The sequence below is a fragment of the Aliidiomarina iranensis genome, from assembly GCF_003987135.1.
Taxonomy (GTDB): Bacteria; Pseudomonadota; Gammaproteobacteria; order Enterobacterales; family Alteromonadaceae; genus Aliidiomarina; species Aliidiomarina iranensis.
Genome location: NZ_PIPJ01000004.1, coordinates 73,696 through 99,202, shown reverse-complemented (window position 1 = coordinate 99,202; position 25,507 = coordinate 73,696). Strand labels below are relative to the sequence as shown.

General features: G+C 46.8%; 22 protein-coding genes. 12 read left to right on the top strand and 10 right to left on the bottom strand.

Annotated elements, in window-relative coordinates; genetic code table 11:
* Positions 1-155: 155 nt before the first annotated feature.
* Positions 156-1,040, bottom strand: a complete 885-nt coding sequence (locus tag CWE08_RS07210) for a hypothetical protein (RefSeq protein WP_126767133.1) — start codon at positions 1,038-1,040, stop codon at positions 156-158.
* A gap of 174 nt (positions 1,041-1,214) precedes the next feature.
* Between CWE08_RS07210 and CWE08_RS07205 the strand changes: the two genes are divergently transcribed.
* From CWE08_RS07205 to CWE08_RS07190, 4 genes are all read left to right on the top strand, one after another.
* On the top strand, positions 1,215-2,195 hold the full coding sequence (locus tag CWE08_RS07205; protein ID WP_126767131.1) for a M23 family metallopeptidase: 981 nt from the start codon (positions 1,215-1,217) through the stop codon (positions 2,193-2,195).
* A gap of 109 nt (positions 2,196-2,304) precedes the next feature.
* Positions 2,305-2,898: a class I SAM-dependent methyltransferase gene (locus tag CWE08_RS07200; RefSeq protein WP_126767130.1), complete on the top strand. Its 594-nt coding sequence runs from the start codon at positions 2,305-2,307 to the stop codon at positions 2,896-2,898.
* Positions 2,899-2,901: 3 nt separating this feature from the next.
* Entirely contained in the window at positions 2,902-5,355 is a 2,454-nt protein-coding gene (locus tag CWE08_RS07195) for a DEAD/DEAH box helicase family protein (protein ID WP_126767128.1), read from the top strand.
* Between the two features lie 57 nt (positions 5,356-5,412).
* Positions 5,413-6,174, top strand: a complete 762-nt coding sequence (locus CWE08_RS07190; protein ID WP_126767127.1) for a nuclease-related domain-containing protein — start codon at positions 5,413-5,415, stop codon at positions 6,172-6,174.
* A gap of 85 nt (positions 6,175-6,259) precedes the next feature.
* Here CWE08_RS07190 and CWE08_RS07185 read toward each other — a convergent pair whose 3' ends face one another.
* The 4 genes from CWE08_RS07185 to CWE08_RS07170 all read right to left on the bottom strand — a co-directional run bounded on the left by CWE08_RS07185 (position 6,260) and on the right by CWE08_RS07170 (position 9,270).
* On the bottom strand, positions 6,260-7,036 hold the full coding sequence (locus CWE08_RS07185) for an START domain-containing protein (RefSeq protein ID WP_126767125.1): 777 nt from the start codon (positions 7,034-7,036) through the stop codon (positions 6,260-6,262).
* A gap of 28 nt (positions 7,037-7,064) precedes the next feature.
* Entirely contained in the window at positions 7,065-8,345 is a 1,281-nt protein-coding gene (locus tag CWE08_RS07180) for a DUF4236 domain-containing protein (RefSeq protein WP_126767124.1), read from the bottom strand.
* A 100-nt stretch (positions 8,346-8,445) separates the two neighbouring features.
* Positions 8,446-8,655, bottom strand: coding sequence for a helix-turn-helix domain-containing protein (locus CWE08_RS07175; RefSeq protein ID WP_007420073.1), 210 nt, complete (start codon positions 8,653-8,655; stop codon positions 8,446-8,448).
* 9 nt (positions 8,656-8,664) lie between these two features.
* On the bottom strand, positions 8,665-9,270 hold the full coding sequence (locus tag CWE08_RS07170; protein WP_126767122.1) for a hypothetical protein: 606 nt from the start codon (positions 9,268-9,270) through the stop codon (positions 8,665-8,667).
* Between the two features lie 382 nt (positions 9,271-9,652).
* Between CWE08_RS07170 and CWE08_RS07165 the strand changes: the two genes are divergently transcribed.
* The 4 genes from CWE08_RS07165 (at position 9,653) to CWE08_RS07150 (ending at position 11,549) form a co-directional block, all read left to right on the top strand.
* Positions 9,653-9,847: a type II toxin-antitoxin system VapB family antitoxin gene (locus tag CWE08_RS07165; protein WP_126767121.1), complete on the top strand. Its 195-nt coding sequence runs from the start codon at positions 9,653-9,655 to the stop codon at positions 9,845-9,847.
* The gene (vapC, locus tag CWE08_RS07160; RefSeq protein WP_126767119.1) at positions 9,844-10,239 is read left to right on the top strand and encodes a type II toxin-antitoxin system VapC family toxin; all 396 of its coding nucleotides are present in this window, start codon (positions 9,844-9,846) and stop codon (positions 10,237-10,239) included. Before CWE08_RS07165 ends, vapC begins: the two co-directional genes overlap by 4 nt.
* A gap of 395 nt (positions 10,240-10,634) precedes the next feature.
* Complete coding sequence (dhiA, locus tag CWE08_RS07155; RefSeq protein ID WP_126767118.1) at positions 10,635-11,135, top strand: type II toxin-antitoxin system antitoxin DhiA; 501 nt, start codon at positions 10,635-10,637, stop codon at positions 11,133-11,135.
* Positions 11,136-11,339: 204 nt separating this feature from the next.
* On the top strand, positions 11,340-11,549 hold the full coding sequence (locus tag CWE08_RS07150; RefSeq protein WP_126767116.1) for a cold-shock protein: 210 nt from the start codon (positions 11,340-11,342) through the stop codon (positions 11,547-11,549).
* A gap of 101 nt (positions 11,550-11,650) precedes the next feature.
* Here CWE08_RS07150 and CWE08_RS07145 read toward each other — a convergent pair whose 3' ends face one another.
* From CWE08_RS07145 to zwf, 5 genes are all read right to left on the bottom strand, one after another.
* Positions 11,651-12,295: a bifunctional 4-hydroxy-2-oxoglutarate aldolase/2-dehydro-3-deoxy-phosphogluconate aldolase gene (locus CWE08_RS07145; RefSeq protein WP_126767115.1), complete on the bottom strand. Its 645-nt coding sequence runs from the start codon at positions 12,293-12,295 to the stop codon at positions 11,651-11,653.
* A 29-nt stretch (positions 12,296-12,324) separates the two neighbouring features.
* Positions 12,325-13,344 carry a glucokinase gene (glk, locus tag CWE08_RS07140; RefSeq protein WP_126767113.1) on the bottom strand — a complete coding sequence of 340 codons (1,020 nt, stop codon included), beginning with the start codon at positions 13,342-13,344 and terminating at the stop codon, positions 12,325-12,327.
* An 11-nt stretch (positions 13,345-13,355) separates the two neighbouring features.
* A complete protein-coding gene (gene edd / locus CWE08_RS07135) occupies positions 13,356-15,173 on the bottom strand; it encodes a phosphogluconate dehydratase (RefSeq protein WP_126767112.1) in 1,818 nt (605 codons plus the stop codon).
* Between the two features lie 2 nt (positions 15,174-15,175).
* Positions 15,176-15,868, bottom strand: a complete 693-nt coding sequence (pgl, locus tag CWE08_RS07130) for a 6-phosphogluconolactonase (protein WP_126767110.1) — start codon at positions 15,866-15,868, stop codon at positions 15,176-15,178.
* 88 nt (positions 15,869-15,956) lie between these two features.
* On the bottom strand, positions 15,957-17,462 hold the full coding sequence (gene zwf / locus CWE08_RS07125) for a glucose-6-phosphate dehydrogenase (RefSeq protein ID WP_126767109.1): 1,506 nt from the start codon (positions 17,460-17,462) through the stop codon (positions 15,957-15,959).
* A 124-nt stretch (positions 17,463-17,586) separates the two neighbouring features.
* Between zwf and hexR the strand changes: the two genes are divergently transcribed.
* The 4 genes from hexR (at position 17,587) to CWE08_RS07105 (ending at position 25,332) form a co-directional block, all read left to right on the top strand.
* Positions 17,587-18,435, top strand: coding sequence for a transcriptional regulator HexR (hexR, locus tag CWE08_RS07120; protein WP_126767107.1), 849 nt, complete (start codon positions 17,587-17,589; stop codon positions 18,433-18,435).
* Between the two features lie 52 nt (positions 18,436-18,487).
* Positions 18,488-19,495, top strand: a complete 1,008-nt coding sequence (gap, locus tag CWE08_RS07115; RefSeq protein ID WP_126767105.1) for a type I glyceraldehyde-3-phosphate dehydrogenase — start codon at positions 18,488-18,490, stop codon at positions 19,493-19,495.
* Between the two features lie 193 nt (positions 19,496-19,688).
* On the top strand, positions 19,689-22,328 hold the full coding sequence (locus tag CWE08_RS07110; protein ID WP_126767104.1) for a family 16 glycosylhydrolase: 2,640 nt from the start codon (positions 19,689-19,691) through the stop codon (positions 22,326-22,328).
* A 31-nt stretch (positions 22,329-22,359) separates the two neighbouring features.
* A complete protein-coding gene (locus tag CWE08_RS07105; protein WP_126767102.1) occupies positions 22,360-25,332 on the top strand; it encodes a TonB-dependent receptor in 2,973 nt (990 codons plus the stop codon).
* Positions 25,333-25,507: the final 175 nt, after the last annotated feature.

Here is a 25,507-nt window from a genome sequence, read left to right as displayed (position 1 = left end):
ATGATTAACAGCTTTTACTAATATAGCAACAATAGTGTGTTTTTGCGCCCTTAATTTGTTAGATATCGAGGCTTTGCGTGGTAGGTATGTGCGAAATGATCTCAGTAGATTCACTATTAATATGCGCTTGATTCATCCAAGGCTTGCATAGCAAACTATCCATCTGCGTTCAGTTGTTCTTGCAACGTGGCCAACAACTCTTCGCCATTCGATTCAAAACCACGCACGGTATAACCACCGGGTTTATCTTTACGGCTAATTCTTAAGAAATATCGCTTCGAGCTTACTGGCGCCCACGGGTTACCCACGAGCTCGGCGTTTGCTATTTGCGCATAAGGAACTTTAACGGTTCGTAAGGTGGTAATAACTTCTAGATGATCATGATGAAAAGTTAGCTGCTTAGGTTTGACCCACGCGCTGTAAATCGTATGGATAGCAAATATTGAGGCGATGATAACTATAACAATATTGTTCGAAAACGCGCCATGGAATGAACCCGTTTCTTGATAGTCACGAAATGCGAAGTAAGCAAAAAGCACAAGAAACGCGCTAGCCCAACCTATAAAGTTTGAAATTACATTGGGCTGTTGAAAATACCGCTTTTTCGAAGTGTGCTGTTGTTTTGATGTGATGTGGCTAAGCACGGAAGATACAAGATTATTGAAACGTTCAATATAGTTTGGAATTTGAATCTTTCGCGCACCCGATTTATCGAAGATATCGAGCCCTTTGTGTCCATTAATCGAAAGCTCAGCATTTTGTACATCGCGCCAGTTCACCGAGGCATGTTCTTTACCGTTGCGCTCGATAGAAATTGCATCATCAGAAATTTTTACCACATTGCGCTTGAGCGAATTTTGCACAAACCAACCGATGCCAATAGCTACCGGTAACAACGCCAACGCAACTTGCCCAAAAGATACGCCTTCAATATTTCTCGAAACAAAGCTGCTGAGGAGTATCCAGAAGATAAAAATTGGCTTACTTACGTTAGAAAATAGCTTCGGTTCACCGTTGTACACTTCCTGTTGTGATTGCATATTAATCCTTTATTAAATATTTCTTTATCGATTGTTATTACCATTGAATTCTTGCGTAGCCGGGCGATTATTGGTTTCATTGTAGTATAGGGATTTAGAAATCTCTGCACATTTATCATTCATACTTTTAGGTTTTGCAGTGCACCGATTGAGTAGAAAAGAAGGAAGCGGCACGTGAGCAAACAAGAACGCAAAAGTTGGCGAGATAAACTGAACGCATGGTATTGGCCCATCGTGGCGGCTGTGATTACTTTTCTTGTGGCTGTGGAATTAATCGGCAAAGTGTTCGGCGTTAAACTGGGTTCACTGGAGAACTTAGCGTTATATTTCGGGCTCTATTTTGTGTATGCGTGGATTTTCAGCGTTCTTGCAGGCGGTAAGAAAGAACGCGTTGCGCACCCGGCCGAAAACTGGCCAACCTCTGGCCCCATTCGTTACTGCGGGCGCTATATGCTGCTGTTTACCTTTTATCCAACGGTAATGCTCTCGGTGCTAAACCCATTTCAATTTGTGCAACAAATGAAGCAAATTTTTGGCCAAATCAAAGCCGCTAAATATTTGCGTGAGTACGAGGAAGAAAACGCCAATTATGCAACGAAAGTGAGCTATCGATTACCATTCAAAGGCGAATGGCTGGTGTTTAATGGTGGCTTAACCAAAGAAACCTCGCACTCTTGGGGCGTATATCCCCAGCGCTACGCATATGATTTTGTTATGGCCGACGAAAACTATCGCCGACACCAGAACCAAGGCGCTCGCCTGCACGATTATTTTTGCTACAACCAACCTATTTTGGCCGCTGCCGATGGTGAAGTAGTAGCCGTGCTCGATCGCGTTCGCCCCGCGCCACTAGTAGGTTTTGGTATTGCCGATTTCCTCTGCACGCATTTTGCCGGCAATCACGTGGTTATCCGCCATGCTGAGGGCGAATATGGTTTTTACGCCCACCTGGTTAAAGGCAGCATACCTGTAAACGTAGGGGAGCAAGTGCAGCAAGGGCAAGTAATTGGCCATTGCGGACACACCGGGCATTCAAGCGAACCGCACCTGCACTTTCATTTACAAAACGGCCCCAGCTTCTACAGCTCCATGGGCTTACCCATTCGTTTCGAAGGCGCAGGCGAAATTACCCGTGGTGAGAAAGTGATGGGGTAGTTCCTCGCTATTGTTGAACTCAAACCCACGAAAAGCCCAGACATTAAGAACAGTTCGAGTTCTTGGTTGAATGCGCTATGATGGGGAAAAGCTTGGCAAGAGGCCGTTCATGAGTATCGATTATTACAATAAAAACGCTGCTGAATTTCATGCCGATACGGCTTGTGTTGATATGGCCGCGCTATACGAAGAATTTCTTCCTCGCCTTTCCGTGGGGGCGCACATTATTGATGCGGGTTGTGGCTCTGGCCGCGATGCGTTGGCATTTTTACAGGCCGGTTTTCGAGTTACCGCATTCGATGCCAGCCCATCTTTGGTAGCAATAGCTCAAGAACGCCTCGGCACTGAAAAGGTAAAACTAGCTACCTTTAATGAGTTTTCAGTAAGTGAACCTGCCGATGCCATTTGGGCTTGTGCCTCGCTGTTGCATGTACCACTTTTAGAGCTAAAGCACACCTTTGTGCATTTATCTGAGCAGTTGAAAAATAGAGGCCTTTTCTATTGCTCGTTTAAGTATGGTGATAACGAAACTGAGCGTAACGGCCGCCGTTTTACCAATTTAAATGAAGCACTATTACAGCAAGTTATTCAGCAAAGTGATTTAGCCATTCAAAAAACCTGGATAACCGGCGATGCCCGGCCAGGCCGCGAGGATGAGAAATGGTTGAATGCGATTTTGGTGAAAGCTCATGGGAAGGGATAGTTAATGGAATTAGCAAAAGGACACTTGCTCACAACCGGAACAGCAAACGATCCGCTTCTACCTAAGTTGGTTCACGCAATTAATCACGCTAGTGCGATAGATATCTGTGTTTCATTTGCTCAGCGTTCAGGTGTGTCCCTACTGCTTGATGCGTTGATTGACGCGCTTAACAATGGTGCCTCTTTGCGCATCATGACATCTGATTATTTGTATATTACGCACCCTCAAGCTTTACGATTACTTTTTTTGCTACAGCAGCGCGGTGCGGAAATTAAGCTATTTAAGTGCAGTGAACGGAGAGCCTTCCATCTTAAATCCTATATTTTCGTACGGGAACGAGATGAATCTGGGGTTTCACAAATTGAAGCCGCTACCGCATTTGTTGGATCTAGTAATTTGAGCGAGAGCGCGCTTACATCTGGTATGGAGTGGAACTTACGGTTCGATTTATTGCGTGACTCGGAGGAGTCATTTGCTGAGTTTTTGCACATCCGGCAAAGTTTTGAAGTTCTATTCACTGCCGCGAACGCACATGAGCTTACCACTGAAGAAATCGCAGCATACACTTTGAAGTTTGACGAAGTTACTCGCCATAATGCGCCTTTGATGCATGCGCTCGGGGTGGAAGATGAACCTAATTCAGAACCATTCTCACCAAATGAAGCACAAATAGAAGCATTATTAGCATTGCGTGAAAGTAGAAGTGAGGGCTATCAGCGCGGCTTAGTGGTTATGGCTACCGGAATGGGTAAAACGTGGTTAGCTGCTTTCGATGCAGAGCAAATTGCAGCCGAACGAGTACTCTTTGTCGCTCATCGTGAGGAAATACTATTCCAAGCTCAACGCACATTTAGTGCTTTATTTCCACATAAGAGTATCGGATTTTATAACAGCTCCGATAAAAACGTTGAGGCCGATTTTCTGTTCGCATCCATTCAATCGATTGGCCGTTTAGAACACCTGAAGAATTTTAAGCGTGAGCATTTTGATTACGTGGTAGTGGATGAATTTCATCATGCCACAGCCCGGAGTTATCAAAAGTTACTGAGTTATTTTCTACCTGAATTTTTGCTTGGTTTGACGGCAACGCCTGAGCGTACAGACCATTCTGATATTTTAAGCCTATGTGATAATAACCTCATATTCGAACGCTCACTCATTCATGGAATTGAGCAAAACATGTTAGTGCCGTTTCATTATTACGGGATCTATGATGAGTTTGTAGATTATCAGGAAATTCCATGGCGAAGTGGTAAGTTCGATCCGGTAGCTTTGGAAAACGCTTTCGCCACAAACAAGCGCGCGAAACATATCTTTAATCACTGGGTAAATCATCAACAAAGCCGAACGCTCGGGTTTTGTATTTCTAAAAAACACGCCGATTTTATGGCTGAGTTTTTTGTTGGGCAAGGGATAAAAGCGGTCGCTGTTTATAGTGGTTCTGAAGTGCGCCGAAATGAGGCGTTAAAGTGTTTAGCTAACGGTGAAATTGAAATTGTGTTTTCTGTTGATTTGTTCAACGAAGGAACAGACATTCCGGAAGTTGATACCGTATTAATGGCACGCCCAACGGAATCGAAGATTTTGTTTTTGCAACAGCTTGGCCGAGGGTTGAGGTTATCGCCAACAACTGGAAAAACACATGTTGTAGTTTTGGATTTCATTGGTAACCACAAATCATTTCTATTGAAGCCCACAAGTTTATTGGGTACAGAAGGCCTGCAAGAGACGCTAGCAGCGGTGAAAGAGCCAACTGTTGATTTACCTGCTGGCTGTTACCTGAACTTTGATGTAGAGGTGCTTGATTTCTGGCGTGATTTGGCAAAAGCAATTACACCAACATTTAGTGATCACTATGAGCTACTCAAGTTGGAACTGGGCTATCCGCCAACGGCTGCTCAATTCTACCATTCCGGGTATTACCACAAGACAAAGATTCGGCAACAGTTTGGTAGCTGGCTAGGGATGATCGCGAAATTAGAGGGAAGTGAAGCACTTGAGAATTTGAATCAACGCTACGGCGAATTTCTTCGGCTCGGTGTTGAGCAAACTTCAATGACAAAATCGTTCAAAATTATTCTTTTGCAAGCATTTGTTGAACTTGATGGCTTCGCAGCTAAAGCTGGTGAAATGTGTGGTGTTGGTTTAGCCGATTTAGCGGCGAGAAGCTGGGAGATATTACACCGATATCCTAGGGTTATGAGCCAAGATGTTAGTTCTTCTGAACAACACCTTAAGGGTAATAGTGTTGAGTGGCTGAGATATTGGAGAAAAAACCCTATCGCGGCGTACACCTCAAAGAATAAAAACCAAAACGATGCTTGGTTTAAAATTCAAAGCAACCGTTTCGTACCAAACTTTTCGGTGAGCTCGAGTGAACGCGAGCTTTTCGAGGCCGCAGTTCTAGAGCTTTGTGAGTTGCGAATGGCAGAGTATGTTGCGCGTTCAGCGCAGTAAAACGAAACATTATTTTCCGAATTATTTAGTATTTGGTGAAATTCTCAGGGAGTTAGAATGAAATCACCTTTAAAAGCAAAACCTTTGAACAACCCGGCTGAATCTCTTCAAAAGCGTTTGAGCGATCTTGCGATGGATGAAGTATTCTTTCCCTTAATTGTATCAATGCTCTTCTTTTGCTTTGCCGTCTATGAGTGGATGCGTTGGTATTTTGAAGTACCACCAAGTCCGGTTGTCTGGAGTATTATCTCGCTCAGCGTATTAGTGTTTTATGGTTTTAAGATTTTTCGGGCATTTAAAGAGATAAAGCGACTTAAGCAAGGTATTGCCGGCGAGAAAGCGGTTGGACAATTTTTAGAACGCTTAAGAACCGATGGTGCCGAAGTGTTTCATGATATTCAGGGTGATAATTTCAATCTCGATCATGTTGTTATTCACCGAAGTGGCATTTATGTGGTTGAAACAAAAACAATGTCAAAGCCAGCAAAAGGTAAAACTGAATTAGTGTTTGATGGGAGTGATGTACTTCATAATGGTAAACCTCTAGCAAGAAATCCGGTGATTCAAGTGTCCGCTGCGTCGGCATGGCTGCGAGAGTTGCTAGAAGATAGCTCTGGGCGGAAAGTGCCGGTGAAGGGAATCGTAACATTTCCAGGTTGGTACATAGATTCGAGCCATAACACATCGAAAAATAATATTTGGGTATTAAATCCAAAGGCAATCCCGAGTTTTATAGGCAAGCAAAATCAAATGATATCTATGGAAGATGTAAACCTCTTTAAATTTCACTTAGGCAAATATGTGCGCGCTGAATACTAATAAACTGAGAGAGTTTAGATGTTTAAGTATTCGAACAACTAGGCACGTTGCTACCGATACCGAGTTGCTATGAGCATAAAAACATTCACCTCAAACAAGGCACCGAATAATAATCGCGCTGATACTCACTTTCGGTTATGGCGCTTTGCAGGGCGTTGAAGGTTTGTTCTATGGAGTTTAAGGCTGAGGAGCGGGCGATGCTTTTGGGGATGCTGCCTTTGGGGTTGGAGTTGCCTTGGTAGCGCACTTCTAGGGTGTTTTCTTCGGTGTGTTGTAAGTGCCAGCTGGCGTCTACGTCTGTCATGCGAATGGTGTTTCTTTGCTCGGGCTTTTCTTCGCTTGCATCGATAATGTGGATGGTAAGTGAGTGTGCTTCGGCATCATATTGCCAGGTGCTGCGGGTTACCATATCGCGGTCGGTTACCGGCCAAACCGCATCGAATTTCGTGTGTACGATATGAGTTTGTGGGTCGGGTTGGGCGATTACCGAAGCATCGGTGATGGCATCTACCGAATTTTCTAACCGTTCGGTGTCTTCTAATAAATGCATGAAGGCAGCGATACAGCCGCTACCTTCGCCGCTTAATTCGGTGCGCGCACGAATTTGCAAAACATCGGGTGTAAGGTAACTTGATTCAATTTCGAGCGTATTGTTGTTGCTGGCAAAACGTTCCCATTCCACCTTGGGCTCCGCGTTTGAGGTATCTAGGTTAAGTGTTCCTGAGCTCATGGCTACGGCAGGCCCCAGCCAACTCATACCGACGAAAAAGCTTGCGCAGCTCAAATAACTTAAGTAACTCAAGTAGCTCGAGCTGCTCCAGCGCTTCCGCCGAACGCTAGGAATAGCCGCAAAGCGCTTCATTTATACACTCGCATTTCCACTCACCTCTTTATTCGCTAGGCGTTATCGGCCGGAAAATTCCGGTTTTTGTCATGTTGCGTTGTAGTTCGAATACGTCGAGTGCGGCGATTGGGTTTATTTTTTCAGGTGCGGTTAAATTTAATTCCGCCCACTGTGAGCGAGTTACCCTCACTGAAATCAAGTAAGCATCTTTTTCATGGCCTGTGCTTTCATCGATTTCTTGGGTGTAAGCGGCCACTACCACCTGTTCAATGCTTGGCAGTGTAACTAGGGCGGTGCCGATAAGCCGAAACACAATGCCGTGAACGTGTTGGGCATATTCTTTGCGTTGCTGGGTGGCGCTCTTTTGTTTGATCAGCAACCGTTTGCCTGATTTATTAAACTTCGCTTCTTGGCTGGGGAAGTGTTCAGTGGTGGGCAAATCCACATCTAAGTGCAGGGTGTGGCCCTCGATTTCAAAATCGATATTGGTTTCTCGTGGCCAATCGAGCTCAGCGAGCTCATTTTCAAGTATGGCCGACATAAATTCGGTATCGGTGCGCAAATCATGTTGAAAAGCGGCAGCCATTTCATCTTGCTCGGCTTCGTGGCGTTGTTTTTCTTGTTGCCAAGCCGCTAGTTCAGCTGCGTATGCGGCTTCGAGCGCTTCTCGCTTTGCCGTTGCTGTGTTGTGCTCTTCTTGCCAGGTTGCTGTTAACGCGGCGTTGAACTCGGTACGTTTTTTCTCAAGGCCAGCAAATATACGGTGCCACCAACGTTTTTTGCGCAAGTTTGCAGCGGGGGGCAATTCGGGCAAATCAGGTTGAACGGGTGCCGGGGTAGGGAAAGGCGCTTGCTCATATTCCGGCGGTTCGGTGCAAAGTGGCGGAGTATCGTGATGAATATCAACTAATAGCGCCTGATCATCGTTAATGCGCTCAAGTTCTTGCTGCAAGAATTCGGTTACTTGCGCGCTGTGTTGTTGCCAAATGTGGCGAACTACGGAGGCGCTCGCGGGCGAGCCTTGCTCATCGAGCATGATAAGTTTGCCGCGTTCATCGCACTTTAAGTTAATGTGCCCCTTTCGCCGTGCTTGTGAGCTATCGCGTGCCTGTGAGCGCTGCGCTCGGCGCTGGTGTGCGTTATTTTTATCGAGCCGTGTTCGATACGAAAGCCCTGTTCCCGGAGCACCTAGATTGCCATACACGCCGCGCTTCCCAGCGGTAATGCTGGCGCCACGAATACCCGCAGAAACGCTTACGCCACGCTTACCAAAATTAAGCCGAATGCCCGGTAAAATTGTAACGCGCCGATGAAATCGAAATGCCAAGTGAAGCTCCTGCTAGTTACTCTCGCCAAAACACTTAAATGAGTTTAGCAATGTACGCCACGGAGTAAAGGCGAAGATGCAGGGAGTGTTCGCCACCGAATCACTTCGGTGGCACATACTCTAAAATATCCCCAGGTTGGCAGTTGAGTGCTTCGCAAATAGCTTCGAGTGTGCTGAAACGAATGGCTTTTACTTTGCCGGTTTTTAATAGCGATAAATTGGTAAGCGAAACACCCACCCGCTCCGATAGCTCGGTTAACGGCATTTTGTTTTTAGCGAGCTCCACATCTAAGTTAATTCGAATGTTCATGGTGGCCTCTTAAACCACTTCTATTTCGTGTTCACCACGAAAAAACTGAATTGCGAGCACAATTAATAGCACGGGGAATAGGAAGATATTCACAATGCCCAGCACTATGGTGAGCTGGAATATGCAGGCTATGAGTAGGCCCACGGAGAACACTTTGAGTGGCATGGAAAGTTGGCTGAAGCGGATGAGCATACTGATGGCGAAAATAAAGGCTACTACCGCGTATAAAAATAGGCAGATAAGGCTAAAGATAACCGTAGTGTTCATTAAGGTATCGCTGAGTGTTGCCAGGCCGAGTGCCAAGCTGATATCAACCAAAACTGTGGTATGAAAAAGGCCCACAACAACCGCCATAATGATGAGTAGAACTGCAGGTAAGCTGCCGTTGAGTTGATTTCTGCATAGCTTGGCAAGAGCTACGTACACCACAACTTCAAGAATTCCGATAATCACAAACAATGCATCCCAGCCATTTAGGCTGGTTAAATCTTCTTGGAATGCGGCTTCAAATGATTCCGCTGTTAGTGTTCCGAATGCGTAGAGCCAGTAAACCGGAAACAGAATGGCCAACGCGATTGCGGCGATACCGGCAGATTTAAACACATTTGTGTTCATAACGTTTTCTCCAAATATGCCGAGCCTCTTTGGGCTACATCGCGGCGGTGTTGATAAAAAGGTTTGTGCGTGTGTACTGCACCGTTGTTTATAAAATAGATCGGAATTTTATGATATGCAAGTATTATTTTATGATAAACGTAAAATAATGTTGGCGATTGTTGTGCTTTCGGTGGTAAAAGATGAACGTTTTTGCGTTATCTAAGGCTATGGGCTGAAATAATTTTCAAGGGTGAAAATTATGCTCAATTGGCTTGGAGAGGCTTTTTTACAGCTAGAGAACGGTTTGTTACCTTCGTTTACAACTGATACTATGTGTATATAAATGTATTTTATACACATAGTTAATCTGTTAGAACGAGCTGAGCTGTGAGAACTAATTATGAGAACTAATATTGTGATAGACGATAAATTAATGGCTGACGCACTAAAAGCATCTGGATACAAAACTAAAAAAGAAGCAGTAGAGCAAGGGCTCAAACTGCTCCTGCTAAGAAGCCAACAGCAGGATATCAGGAAACTTCGCGGGCAAGTAAAGTGGGAAGGTGATTTGGATGAAATGCGGGGCGATGAATGATACTGGTTGATACCAGCGTATGGATAGACTACTTCAATGGTGTTCGAAGCCAACACACAGATCTTCTTGATGCAAAAATTATTGAAGGAACCGTTGCTATTGGAGATTTGATTTATTTAGAAATTCTCCAAGGCATACGCAACGACCGTGAATATAAACTGACAAAAAAATCATTGTTGACGCTTGGGCTACTTGAGATGTTTGGTGAAGGCATGCCAGTAAAGTGTGCGGAAAATTATCGTAGCCTTCGTAAAAAGGGAATTACTATCCGTAAAACAACAGACGTTATCATTGCTACCTACTGTATAGAGCACAAAATGCCTTTATTGTTTACCGATCGGGATTTTATTCCGTTTGCAGATCACCTTGGTTTAATAGCAGTTATTCGTTGAATCTAGGTATAATTGAGTTTACCCACACTAAGCGCTCGCTTGATTCGCTAAACGATGGTGTTTATTACGATCTTGAAGCCGTGTGTTTCGCGCTACCAAGGAACAAGCCATACGTGAAGAATGTAATGTTTTACGTGATCTGTTGTTAGGCAATAGTGTTGGCGAGAGCCGCTGGGAGCTTTAGATTGGTTGCAGAAGCTAGAGCTTAAGATTATTGCCTATTCTGGGCGTATGATCTGTAATCAGATAAATATTTTCAATTAAAGTCGTCTCTTTTAAGATACGGTGCTATATTCATATTCAGAGGCAAGGATGCCAGAAATTGATGTGGGATATGGCTGTTGTGGGAATAAATCCTGGCAAGCTTTTTAACTATCTTAGTGATTAGGTGAAGAATGTTAAGAATTATTGATGTTGATCATCTGCATGACTATGTACTCGAGCTAGTGTTTAGTGATGGCTGTGTTGGAACTGTTGATTTGCAGGAAATGTTTCTGAAACCACCATTATCTCAAGTAGAGGGCTTTGAACATTTTTCTCTTACTGCAGATGGGAATTTGCAATGGAAACACCATCAAATTCGAGCCGATTTCTTCCGCTCTTTGATATCTCCCGACAAGACGGCAATTGACCATCGGAATAGTGCTCTAAGCATGGAGGAAATAATTAAGCAGGCGGCATGGGATTCAATGTGTGAGGGGCGCACCGATATCTTGCAAGCAGCGATTCGCGCTTACGTGGAGGAATTTGGCCACAGCACTGTAATTGCTAAGGCAGGTATAAAAAGCAGAACAAGCGCGTATCGCTCGCTTAAACCAGATACAACACCTAACTTTAGAACGCTTGTGCAGCTTGGCCATGCGGTAATTACTTTGGCGCAAGAACGAGAAACTTAACTCTTTTGAAAAGAAACGTTGACTCTCACTCAGATAGGAGTAGGCTAGCCGGCGTTGGATAGTAAATATTATTTAGAACTTCACTGCGTTGCCGTATTATTCGTAATTACCTCCGTCCTGTAGTATTTAATTTTGTTTTTATTTTCTCTCCGAATTATCGCCTCGAAAGGGCACTCTTATTTTATAAATTTCAGGATGTTAATTATGTCTAATACTGTAACTGGTACTGTTAAATGGTTTAACGAAGCTAAAGGTTTTGGTTTTCTAGAACAACAAGGCGGCGCTGATGTGTTCGCTCACTTTAGTGCAATCGTTAGCAGCGGTTTTAAAACTTTGACTGAAGGTCAAACTGTAGAATTTACTGTTACTCAGGGCCCTAAAGGTCCTCAAGCAGAAAATATCGTAGCGTTATAATAAATCGCGGTGGTTAAACACCGCGCTTAAGTTATAAATGCTAAAAACGCACCTTGGGAAACCTTGGTGCGTTTTTTATGGGCGCTAGGTGGCGCTTTCTTCTATTTTACTGCCGATACTGCGGCGCTCGCGAGCTCTGTTATCTTTTGCCAATCTTTCGCCGCAATGGCTGCTTTGGGCAATATCCATGAACCGCCCACGCAACGCACATTTGGCAATGCTAGATAATCTTGGTAGTTGCCTTGGTGAATGCCGCCGGTTGGGCAAAAGGTAATGTTGGGGAATGGCCCAGCAATTGATTTAAGCATGGCGCAACCGCCAGCCGCTTCGGCGGGGAAGAACTTCAGATGATCATAACCCAGTGCTTTGGCTTGCATTAGCTCGGAAATACTCGCCACCCCGGGAATTAACGGAATATCACCAGCTTTTCCGGCTTCGAGTAGCTCTGTGGTGATACCGGGGCTGATGGCAAATTGTGCACCGGCCGCTGCGGCCGCTTGTAGCTCTTCTGGGTTGGTAAGCGTGCCCACGCCAACTACTGCGCTTGGCATGGCTTTGCGCAATAGGCTAATGGCCTCAAGCGCAACGGGTGTGCGTAAGGTTACTTCGAAGAGTGATATACCCGCTTTCATTAACGCTTCCGCCATGGGCAGGGCATCATCGATGTCATCGATCACCATTACCGGCACTACAGGCGTGAGTTGAAAAATGTGTGCAGGCGAAAGTTGCCAGTTTGGGAAGCTCATGGGGTGTCCTTATCTACAGATTCAGTTATTTATAGGTTCTGCTGTTCAATAGTTTGCTTCAGGTATTGGCCAACGCCTCGCAGGCCTGCGTATTCAGCGGTGATCACAAAACAAGGGATGGCTTCCGCAACTTTGCAAAAGCGGCCTTTGTGTTCAAACCGAGCACGGAAGTTTGAGGTGGCCATGAGGTTGAGTAATTTTGGCACCACACCACCGGCGATATACACGCCGCCATAGGTGTTCAAGTTTAACGCCAAGTTGCCGGCAAAGCCGCCGAGGCTCTCAAAGAACTGATTCACAGTTTCAAGGGCCAATGTATCTATACCGCTAAGGGCCCGTTGGCCAATTTTCGCGGCGCTCAATGGCGCAACATTGCGGCCATGATAATCGGCTAGTGCTAAATACAAAGTTTCTAAGCCCGGCCCGGAAAGAATGCGTTCAGCGGAAACGCGGCCGAAGCGATTTTGAATGAAGCGGTGAATAGCCCACTCTTTTTCATTGGTGGGTGCCCAATCAACATGGCCGCCCTCGCCAGGTAGGGGCATTACGTTGCCATTTGGCAAAGTGATAAGATGGCCAACGCCAAGGCCGGTGCCGGCTCCAAGTATGGCTTTTGGTGCCTTCGGTGTAATTTTACCGCCACCAATTTGCTTAAGTTCACTGGGCTTGAGCGTTACGATACTCATTGCCGCGGCGGCAAAATCGTTGAGCACCACAAAGGTTTTCAGGCGCATGCTCTTGCGCACATTGCGAATGGAAAACTGCCAGTGGTGGTTGGTCATGTTGATTTCATCGGTATCCACTGGGCAAGCGATAGCAATGGCTACATGCTCAAGCGGTACATCTTGCTGCTGGCTGTAGGCTGTCATAACATCGGTGAGCGTGGGAAAATCAGCGCAAGGAAATACTTGAATGCGATCGAGCTCGAATGTGGCAAGGTTGATGCGGCAAAACCGTGCATTGGTACCGCCAATATCCGCTACCACGGCATGTGTTGCGATATCGAGAATACCCTCGTGCTGCTCTGGGGGGAGTTTATTGTTAGCCATAATTTTATTCTCTACTCGTTTTGAAACAGGGAGCACGCGCCAGATTCAGCACCGCTAAGGTTACTGCGCAAGGCGGCAAACATCTCCCGGCCCATACCTTCGTGGCTATCGGTTAAATCAATGCTGGCGGGCTGGCGCTTATCAAGCTCATGTTGCGCCACCAACACTTCTAAAATACCATTTTCGGCATCGAGCTTAACTAAATCGCCCTCTTGAATCTTAGCGATAAGCCCGCCATCTACCGCCTCGGGGGTAACGTGAATGGCGGCCGGCACTTTACCCGAGGCGCCGGACATTCGGCCATCGGTAACGAGCGCAACTTTGAAACCGCGTTTTTGCAACACGCCAAGGGGTGGTGTGAGTTTATGCAATTCTGGCATACCAATCGCTTTTGGCCCTTGGAACCGCACCACTACCACGCAATCTTTATCCAATTCACCAGCTTGGAAAGCGCGATCCAGTTCATGTTGGCTGGAAAAAATTACGGCAGGCGCGGTAATGCTCTCGGCGCCTTCGGGTACGGCTGAAGTTTTCATAACCGCGCGGCCGAGGTTGCCGGAAAGCACGGCTAAGCCGCCATGTGAACTAAAGGGCTGTTGCGCGTTACGCAATACACTTTCATCGAGTGATTCAGCCGGTGCATCGCGCCACACTACTTTATCGTTCTCTAATTCTGGGCGTTTGGTGTAGCGGGCTAAGCCATCGCCAGCTACGGTTTTCACATCTTCGTGCAGCAAGCCGGCATCGAGTAATGTACGCACTAAGAACGCCATGCCGCCGGCACGTTGGAAGTGATTAATATCAGCATCGCCATTTGGGTAAATACGCGTAACTAACGGCGTTACCGCGGATAAATCGGCAAAATCATCCCAGTTCACCAGATAACCCGCGGCACGCGCCACTGCTACTAAGTGCATGGTGTGGTTGGTGGAACCGCCGGTGGCGAGTAAACCTACAATACCGTTCACAATGCTTTTTGCCGTGACAATGTCAGCGATTGGGGTATATTCCGAACCCAGTTCGGTTATCCGGGTAACTTGTTGGCCTGCCACCCGCGTGAGTGCTTCACGCAGTGGCGTGCCTGGGTGCACAAATGAGGAACCGGGCAGTTGTAGGCCCATCATTTCCACTACCAGTTGATTCGAATTCGCGGTGCCATAAAACGTGCAGGTGCCGGCGCTGTGATAAGAGGCAGCTTCGGCATCGAGTAGCTCGGCTTTGCTTACTTTGCCTTCGGCATAGAGTTCCCGTACGCGAGCTTTTTCTTTGTTGGTAATGCCCGATGGCATGGGCCCGGCGGGCACGAAAACAAAGGGTAAATGGCCGAAGCTCAAGGCGGCGATAAGTAGGCCGGGTACAATTTTATCGCAGATACCAAGCATTAAGCCGCCATCAAACATATTGTGTGAGAGGCCAACCGCTGCACCCATTGCAATTACATCGCGGCTGATTAGGCTAAGTTCCATACCAGGTTGGCCTTGGGTAACACCATCGCACATGGCCGGTACGCCACCCGCAACTTGGGCCACACTGCCTACTTCACGAATGGCCTGCTTCAACTTTTCCGGATAATCAGCATATGGCTGATGAGCAGAAAGCATATCGTTATAGGCGGTAACAATGCCGATATTGGCTTGGGTAAGGCTACGCAAGTTACTTTTATCGCTTTGGCCACAGGCGGCAAAACCATGAGCAAGGTTGCCACAAGAGAGTGCGCCACGGTGTGGCCCTTTGTGCCGAGCCTTTTCCATTCGGGCGAGATATTTTTTCCGCTCTTCGGCACTGCGAGCTTCGATGCGTTGGGTTACTTCTTGAATCACGTTATGCATGGTTATTCCTCCGGTGCCGCGAGTAATACTTCAACGGGCACCTGGTCTTGCTGTAAAAATACGCTGGCCGGTAAGGCCGAATTTTCTGCGAGTGCTTGCTCTAGCACCGCCGCTTTTGCCTTACCCACGAGGTGAAAGAACAAGTGCTGGCTATTTAATAACCGCGATTTGCTTAACGACATCCGCTCATGGGGGGCGTGCAAGGGAGTAACCGCTACGGCTGGATTTTGCGTGCTCAGCCCTTCTTGTAGTGCGGCACTTTCTGGAAAAAGCGAGGCGGTGTGGCCATCTTCGCCCATACCTAGAATCACCGCATCAAAGCGAGGCAAGGGCTGCAAGCGTTGGTTTATGGTGCGCAAACCTGCAACGGCGGTGCTGTGTTCACTTATAAGGCTAATCATTTCTGCCGCTTTAGCATGATGCTGCAATAAATATTGGCGCACTAAGCCTTCGTTGCTCGCTTCGTGGCTAACCGGCAACCAGCGCTCATCGGCGAGCAAAATACTAATGTTTTGCCAAGGCAAGGGCTGTTGCGCGAGTTGCTGAAAGAAACTTACCGGGGTGCGGCCGCCGGAAACCACTAAATAGCCATGGCCACGCTCCTGCACTGCGGTGGTTAAAATATCGGAAACCTGTTGCGTTAGTTGTGCAACGAGCGCTTCGTTATTTGCAAACTTATGTATTTTCAGTGTCATATTCGGTTGCCGTTAATTTAATGTTTGCTTGCCAGTTTTAAGTTAAAAGCATGAACGATTAAAAGCGCGAACGTTAAAAGCATGAGCGCTAAAAATCGTCATCCCATTCACGGCCATCGTGCGCGATGAGGGTAATGGCGGCGGCTGGGCCCAAACTCCCGGAGGGATATGGCTTGGGTTCTTCATTTGTTTGTTGCCAGGCTTCGCGAATGCCATCGATCCATTTCCATGCGAATTCCACCTCATCACGAGCTACGAACAAATACTGATTTCCCTCAATCGCTTCGAGTAGTAGGCGTTCATACGCATCGGAAATCCGCTGATTTTCGAAGGTTTCATCAAAACTTAAATCCAGTGTAGTGGGCTTTAACTGCATCTGTTTGCCGAGCCCCGGCACTTTGTTCATCATTTGAATTTCCACGCCTTCATCGGGCTGTAAGCGAATCACCAAACGGTTGGGTGGCAGCTGCGCCATGGTTTCGTGAAAAATATTGTGAGGCTGGGGTTTGAAGGTAATCACGATTTCCGTGCGCTTTTGCGCCATTCGCTTGCCAGTGCGTAAATAGAACGGCACTTGCGACCACCGCCAGTTATCAATGTGGGCTTTGAGCGCTACAAAAGTTTCGGTTTTGCTGCTGGCATTTGCACCCTCTTCCTCTAGGTAGCCGGGCACTTTCTTATCACCTACGAAGCCACCGCTATATTGCCCCCGCACGGTATCTTCACGTACGTTTTGTTGAGTAATCGGCCGCAACGAACGCAATACCTTAATTTTTTCTTCGCGAACACTTTCGGCATCAAGCCGTGTGGGCGGTTCCATCGCAATTAATGCGAGCACTTGGAGTAAATGGTTTTGCACCATATCGCGAAGCTGGCCGGCATCATCGTAATAGCTCCAGCGCCCCTCAACACCAACCTGTTCAGCAGCTGTTATTTGCACATGATCGATGGCGTTGTGGGTCCACTGATCAGCAAAAATAGGGTTGGCGAAGCGCAGTGCTAAAAGGTTCAGCACGGTTTCTTTACCTAGGTAATGATCGATGCGGTAAATTTGCGATTCCGCAAAGTAGTTGCCTACTTCTTGGTTGATATCGCGGGAAGAGGGCAAATCGTGGCCCAAGGGTTTTTCTAGCACCACGCGTGCATTTTCAGTTACTAGCTGATGTTCACTAAGGCCTTTGCAGATGCTAGGGAATAGTTGCGGCGGTGTGGCTAGGTAACTAAGTACGGCGCGGTTGTCATCTCTCTTAAGGGTTTTTGCGAGTAGTGAGTATTCACTAACACTGGCCAAATCAAAACCACAATACGCTAAACGTTTGGCTAATCGTTCCCAAACTGCGTTATCAAGTTGGGCTTTACCCACAAATTCTTCAAGGCTTGCTTGCACCTTTGCTGTAAAGGTTTCTGTATCGATGCTATCGCGGGCTACACCAATAATGCGAGTTTTTGCATGCAGCAGATTAGCTTTCTCTAATTGATACAACGCAGGCAATAGCTTTCTGCGAGCTAAATCGCCCAAAGTGCCAAATAGAATAAAATCGCAACAGGTGGCTGTGGCTGCAGTTCCGGTGGATGCTGTTCCTTTGGAAAGCATGAGTACCTCGCAAAATGTAATTTAATTACTTATTTACCGCTTAATTGAGAAATAACATACCAATCAATTGCATTGAAATCCAATAAAATGTAATTTAATTACAAAATAACAAAGGATTTGCATTATGGCACTGTTAGAAAAAGTACAATCTGAGATTTCCAACCTGAGCAAATCAGAGCGCAAGGTAGCAGAGGCTATTCTTGCCAACCCCGAGGCGGTTTTGCAGCAAAGTATAGCAACCCTTGCGCAACTCGCTGAGGTAAGCGAACCCACAGTGAATCGATTTTGCCGAACTTTGGGCGCCAAAGGTTACCCAGATTTCAAGCTGCAGCTGGCGCAAAGCATTGCTCGCGGTACGCCGTATGTGAATCGCCATGTTGAGCAAAACGATAGCACTGAACATTTGGTGGCGAAAATAATTGAATCCACCATGGCTTCTTTGAGCATTACTCAGCGTTGCTTGGATATTCAAGCAATGGAAGCCGCTATTACCGCATTTGTTCAGGCTCAGCGTATTTCCTTTTTCGGGCTGGGCGCTTCGGCTTCGGTGGCCCACGATGCGCAAAATAAGTTTCTGCGCTTTTCCACGCCCGTGCAATTTTCTGATGATGTATTGATGCAAAAAACGGCTGCGATAAATGCAACAGCCAATGAGGTGTTGGTATTTATCAGCCACACGGGCCGAACCAAGGCGTTGTGTGAAGTAGCGGCCTTAGCGCGGCAATCTCAAGCCACAGTAATTGGCATTACCGCAGCGGGTAGCCCCTTGGCTGAAGAGTGCGCCATTGTTTTGGCCACCCATGTGCCGGAAGACACCGATGTATATATGCCGATGGCTTCGCGAATTGCCCAATTGGTATTAATTGATGTGCTTGTTACCGGATACACCCTGAAACAAGGGCCGGAGTTACAAGAAAAGCTGCGGCAAATTAAAGAAGCCTTGCGCGATTCTCGGTATGAGAAGCGCACCTAGTAAGGCCAATGATTTTGAACAACATATGTTGAACAAGTGATGTGGAGTAGATATGACAATACGAGTTGCGATTAACGGGTTTGGCCGAATCGGTAAAAATATTTTGCGCGCGTGGTATGAGCGCGGTTTAAGTGATGAAATTGAAATTGTAGCGATTAACGATTTGGGCGATGGGGATGTGCATGCGCATCTTCTGAAATATGATTCAGTGCATGGCCAGCTGCCTTGCGATGTACGCCATGAAAACGGCGACCTTATGCTTGATCAGCATAGGATTCAAATGCTCAGTTGCCGCAACCCAGCGGAGTTACCGTGGCAAGATTTGGCCATTGATGTGGTGTATGAGTGCAGTGGCTTTTTCACTGAGCGCGAAAAAGCCGCGTTGCATTTGCAGGCGGGCGCGAAGAAAGTGTTGATCTCGGCACCGGCAAAGAATGCTGATGCCACTATTGTTTACGGCGTAAATCATTGTGAACTTACCGCCGATCATCAAATTATTTCGAATGCCAGTTGCACAACAAACTGTTTAGCACCTATGGCAAAACCGTTACATGAACATTTGGGTATCGAAAATGGCTTGATGACAACCGTGCATGCTTACACCAATGATCAAAACCTTACCGATGCCTTACATAGCGATCCGCAACGTGCGCGAGCGGCGGCACTTTCGTTAATTCCTTCAAAAACCGGTGCGGCAGCCGCCGTTGGTTTGGTTATTCCGGAACTACAGGGCAGGTTTGATGGTTTAGCGATTCGCGTGCCAACCCCGAATGTATCTTTGGTAGATTTATCCTTTATCGCTGAGCGTGAAACTAGTGTTGAGGCGGTGAATGCCATTCTTGAACAAGCGGCAAAAGAGGAAGATTTAGGTCAAGTGTTGAGTGTGAACCGGTTGCCTTTGGTATCTTCTGATTTTAATCATCACCCAAGCTCATGTATTTTTGATGCCAGCCAAACGCGTGTAAGTGGCCGTTTAGTGAAGGTTATGGCTTGGTATGATAATGAGTGGGGCTTTAGCCAGCGCATGCTGGATACCACCCGATATTGGCTTTCTTGCTGATACATAAGCTCCTGCGCGTAATTTTCCTGCACGTTATTACTGCGAGTTGATCAAAAAAATAACAAATTTTTAGCTTCAGTGATTGACGATAAAACCTTCTTGTTCTATTTTATGAAAGCGCTTTCATAAAATAGAACTCGCCTCATAAGAAAAAACGTAAAAACAACATGAGTAAACAACCAGGAACTCAGTTATGTACAACAGCAAAACAATAAAAAGCTCTTTAGCTGCCATTGTTGTTGCCCTTGGCCTTGCAGGCTGTGGTGGCGGCGATGATGTAAAAACGGTTTCCGATTTTGAAGCTGTGGATACAACGGCGCCAGTGGAAGATTGGCAGCTAGTGTGGAGTGATGAATTTGATTCTGGCCGCATCGATACCAATAAATGGAACTTCGAAGTGGATTGCCGCGGTGGTGGTAACCAAGAGCAACAGTGCTATACCGATAATCCGGAAAATGCCTTTGTATCCGATGGTACTCTAAAAATTGTGGCTCTGCCTGCAGAGGAAGGTGCGCAATTACCCTACACGTCGGCGCGCTTAAATAGCCGTTACAAAGGTGATTTTAAGTATGGCCGCATTGAAGTGCGAGCGAAAATGCCAAGCGGCCAAGGTACGTGGCCCGCTGCATGGATGATGCCAACTGATGAAGTGTACGGTGGTTGGCCAAAATCGGGTGAAATCGATATTGTTGAGGCGGTTAATTTAGGTACCGAAACGGAAGATGGCGGGGTAGAAACTCGCGTTTACGGTACCCTACATTACGGCCGTGATTGGCCGAATAACTCTAATTCCGGTAAAGATTATGCCTTACCGGATGGTGCTAGCCCAGCCGATGATTTCCACACCTACGCCATTGAATGGCAAGAGGGTGAAATTCGTTGGTATGTTGATGGTTACCTTTACCAAACCCAAACCCAATCATTAACACGCACCAATAGCCGTGGTGAGCTAGTAGGTTTGCGCCATCGTGGTTGGTTTGCTGAGTTCTTTAATCAATCAACGGGTGATTTAGAAGTTTCGTATGGCCCAGAGCCTTTTGATCAGCGTTTTTATTTGTTGTTGAACCTTGCGGTTGGCGGCGATTGGCCTGAAAACGTAAACGAGCTAGGCATCGATGCCGAGGCATTTACCAATGGACAAACTTTTGAAGTTGATTATGTGCGCGTATATGAATGCGCCTCGAACCCAGATACGGGCCGTGGTTGTGAAACGATTCGCGCTGGCTACAAAGATGAAGATACTTATGTAACCGGTGATGCACCTATTCCTTCACCGCCTTCTGATGGTGTTCCCCGTAACTTAACTATTTTTGATGGCACGCCGAATCCAAGCTGGCCAGCATGGGATTGCTGCGGTGGCTCAACGCCTGAGTTGGTAGATGACGAAGAAAGAGGCCCAGCCTATCAATTCGTTGTGGGCTCAGAACCTACGGTTATGGGGTTTGTATCGCGAGAAGCGTTTATCACGGATCCTGAAGGTACACCTTCGCCATTTGATGCCACGCCTATTCTAGAAAACGGCAAGGTGAAGTTTGATATTAAGGTGTTATCGCAGCCAAATGCCGATTCAACTTGGCTATTTAAGATTGAAAGTAATGAAACCTCTAGCGAAGTGGAGTTGCCGATTACCGCGAGTGAAGAGGGTGTTGCCCCAGCTACTGGCGAATGGCAAACCGTAACCTATGGGTTGCAAGAATTAGCGGATGCAGGTTTAGATGTTTCCGGTATCGATGTGATCATGGTGTTCCCTGCTTGGGGAACCGGTGAAGGTGCCGAGTATTTACTTACCAACGTGAAGATTGAAGCGCCCTTGGGGCCATCGCCAGAATTAGTATTATTCGATGGTGCTGAAAATCCAGATTGGCCTATGTGGGATTGTTGTGCCGGTAGTTCGCCCATGGTGGTGGAAGACGATGAGCGCGGCCCAGTTGGCCAATTTAGCATTGGCGGTGAGCCTACTGTAATGGGCTTTAAGCCGGTAGAAGATAGCGGCATTCAATTCGATGCCACCGCAATTCTGGTTGATGGTGTAGTGCAATTTGATTTGAAGGTTGTGGAACCGCCGCTTAGTTCTGAAGCTACTTGGTTGTTTAAAATCGAATCGGATGGTGCCACCACAGAAGTAGAGCTGCCGCTTGCAGATGGCAACGGCGGTACAGCACCAGTGGTGGGTGAATGGGCTACTTATACCTTTAGCTTACAAGCCTTAAGCGATGCAGGCCTTGATGTTTCAGCAATTGATGTGGTGATGATGTTCCCAGCTTGGGGTACGGGTGAAGGCACGGTTTATCAGGTTGATGAAGCACGCATCTACAACCCAAGTGCCGGTATGGAAGGTTTAACCATTTTCCGTAATAACATCGTTTCTGGGTGGAATTTATGGGATTGCTGTGCGGGCACGGAACCGCAGGTAGTTGATGCGGGCGAACCCTATGGTTCAGTGGCACAATTTGAAATTCCAGGCTGGCCTGAAACCGTGCTGGGCTTCCAAGCCGATGAAGATGTTTCGTTTGATGCTTCTTCGTTAATGGGCAACGGTGTGATTAGCTTTGATATGCGCATAGTGCAACAGCCTAGCGGTGGCGAAACCGATTGGCTATTCAAAGTGGAATCAACCGGTGCTGCTACTGAATTTGAGGTGCCTTTAGCTAATGGCAACTTTGGTTCGTTGCCTGCTACCGGGGAATGGGCGCGATTCACGTTCTCGTTGCAAGATATGTTTGATGCGGGTTTAGATTTAACCGACATCAACGTGATCATGGTATTCCCAGCTTGGGGCACGGGCCAGGGCACGGTATATCAAATCGATAACGTAGAAATTACCAACTTTTAACGCGTACAGCGCAAAAACGGATAACAGAATCATGAAAAAAATAACGTTTATGAAAAGCCCTGTTGCTGCCGCCGTGTCGGTTATCCTCACCGCAGGATTAATGACACCGCTATACGCGCAAGATGTTGAGCAGGAGCAAGAAGAACAAACTGAAGAAACACGTAATATCGAGGTACTGCAAGTTCGCGGTATCCTCGGTAGCTTGGCGCGTTCAACGAACTTTAAACGCACGAGTAGCGGTATTGTGGATGCAATATCAGCTGAGGAAATGGGTAAATTTCCAGATACTAACTTAGCTGAATCATTACAGCGCATTACCGGTGTAACAGTAAGCCGTGTAAATGGTGAAGGTAGCCAGATTACGGTTCGTGGCTTTGGCCCTGAGTTTAATCTAATCACCTTGAATGGCCGGCAAATGCCGGGCACGGGTTATACACGCTCGTTTAACATGGAAAACCTTTCATCGGAGAATGTGAGTGCCCTCGAGGTTTATAAAACGGGCCGCGCGGCAACACCAAGTGGTGGTTTAGGTGCAACGGTGAACATTGTTACCACGCGCCCACTTGAACGCTCGGGCCGAAACTTTGTTTTGTTGGGTAAAGGTATTCACGATTCTTCGGTAGAGAAAGGCGATGATGTAACACCGGAAGTTGCAGCAATTTACAGTGATAGCTTTGCTGATAATCGCTTCGGTGTGGCGTTCTCGATTTCTCAGTATCGCCGTGATTTCCAAACTCAGCAGGCAAATATTCAGGGTTGGCAGGCGAACGTGCCTTTACCAACTAACTTGGATGCCGCAAATGTGGTAGACCCTCGGCCTATCGATGATGATGGTAATCGAGTAGGTAACCACTTCTTTCCAAAAGACATGAACTATGGTTTTGCCGATGTAAGCCAAGAACGCACGAATGGGCAGCTCACGTTGCAGTTCGCACCAACGGATAACCTTATGATCACCACCGATTACACCGGTAGCCGCAGCTTAACGGGCACGGAATCGTTCGGTTGGGGTATTTGGAACGAATTTGGCGGCAATATTAACGCGTATGAATTGGATGCCGATGGTACCGCTATTTATGCGGATATCGCAGGTAATGATGGTTCATTTACTGCGGAAAAAGGCACCACTGAGGTAAAATCGAGCTCCATCGGTTTGAACTTAGAATACACCTTCAGCGATACCTTAAGTTTTTGGTTCGATGTGCATGATTCAAGCACAGAAACTGATGACGGTGCCGATCCTGGAAGCGGCCATTTTGGCCAAGTAATTCTGGGTTCTGATCAACTCCGCTCGAAAATGTATGATTACCGTGTGGGCGATATTCCGCAAATGCAGATTAATTGGAATAACGGCACAAACGTATTGGGCCCCGGGGAAATTGATTCGAACTTTAGTCAGTTTTTCCACCGCCCGGCTGAATCAACCGTGCGGCAATATCAATTCCAAACTAATTGGTTAAACTTCGGCACGTTTGATATTCCACTTACGCAAATCACCGCTGGTATTTCGCGCACCGACCAAGAAATGAGTGGTTACGAGGCTTGGAGTGGATTACGTGGTGGCCCTGGGTTTAACCCAGCGTTCCCGGAAATCTTCCCCGATAGCATGTTTACTCGGCAAGCCACAGGTAGCTTCTTAGATCAGTTTACCGGCGGCGGCAATGATTTGCTTACCGATTACTATTATACCTACGATTATGATGAAGCCGTTGCTCGCCAGCAGGCGTTTTTAACCGCTGAGCTGATGGGCGATGATGTCTATTTAGCCGACCCATACATCAACGGTATTACGAGCCAAAGCTCGGTGAACGAAGTAACCGATGCCATTTTTGTGCAATCGGATTGGGAATTTTATATTCGTGATTTGCCGGTAACTTTGAATGCGGGTTTACGTTACGAAACTACCGATGTAACCAGCCAAGTTCGGCAGCGAGTAGAACGGCAGGTGAATTGGGTGAGTGCTTCTGAGTGGATTATGCAATATGAACCACAAGATGAAGTGAGCTTCCTAACCCAAGAAGGCAGCAACGATGTATTGCTACCGAATTTGGATTTTAAAATTGAATTCACAGATCAAATCGTTGGCCGTTTCTCTTACGGTAAAACCATTGCCCGCGCACCACTTGGTGATTTAGCCGGTGGCCGCTCGTTAAGTGGTAGCCCGCGCCCAGGTTCTCGTTCGGGCGGGCAAGGCAACACTAACTTGTTGCCGTTTGAATCAACCAACTTTGATGTGGCGTTAGAGTATTACTACGGTATTGGCAGCTATGCTTCAATCGGTGTGTTCCGCAAAGATGTTGATAACTTTATTCAGCGTACGATTACGGAAACCACGGTTGATGGCCTTCGTGATATTTTCGAGGGGCCACGTTATCAACAAGCTGTGGCATCGATCGAAGGGCGCGGCGAACAGGCAACCAGCACCGCTATTTTCCAAGAAATGTTAGATCTTGGATTTGGTAACGCCGATGGCGTGATTGAGCCGAGTAGTGATGATCCTTTGATTACTTGGCAGATATCTCAGCCTACCAACACTGAAAGCAAAAAAGTAGAGGGTATGGAGCTTGCCTTGCAACACGTGTTTGGTGAATCAGGCTTTGGGTTAGGTGTGAATGCCACAATTGTGAGCGGTGATGTTGATTTTGATAATGAAAGTTTAACGCAGCAATCGCCACTCACCGGCTTAGGTGATTCCGCTAACCTGCAAGCGTTTTATGAAAAGCATGGGTTATCGGTGAAGGTTACTTACGCTTGGCGTGATGATTACCTTATTGGTGTTGGCCAAGCCCAAGGCTCTTCAGAGGGCCCACCTCAGTACGCTAAATCATTTGGCCAATGGGATATGAACGCAAGTTATGCGGTAACCGATAAGCTAACGGTTTTCTTTGAGGGTTTGAACCTCACTAATGAAACTGAGCAAGGTTACGGGCGTTATGAGCGGCAGTTCTTATTTGCTCGCCAGTATGGGCCGCGTTATACATTGGGGGCGCGCTACAACTTCTAATGGGGTTAGATGCACCGTGCGTTCGAACGGCGGTGCTTATTTGTAGACATGTAGGATAGCCACGGAAGGCATATTAAAACCCCCCTCTCTTGCGAGAGGGGGGTTTCTTTTATTTGCTAGCACGTAGTTACTGGTGCTTAGTTACTGGTGCTTAGTTACTGGTGCTTAGTTACTT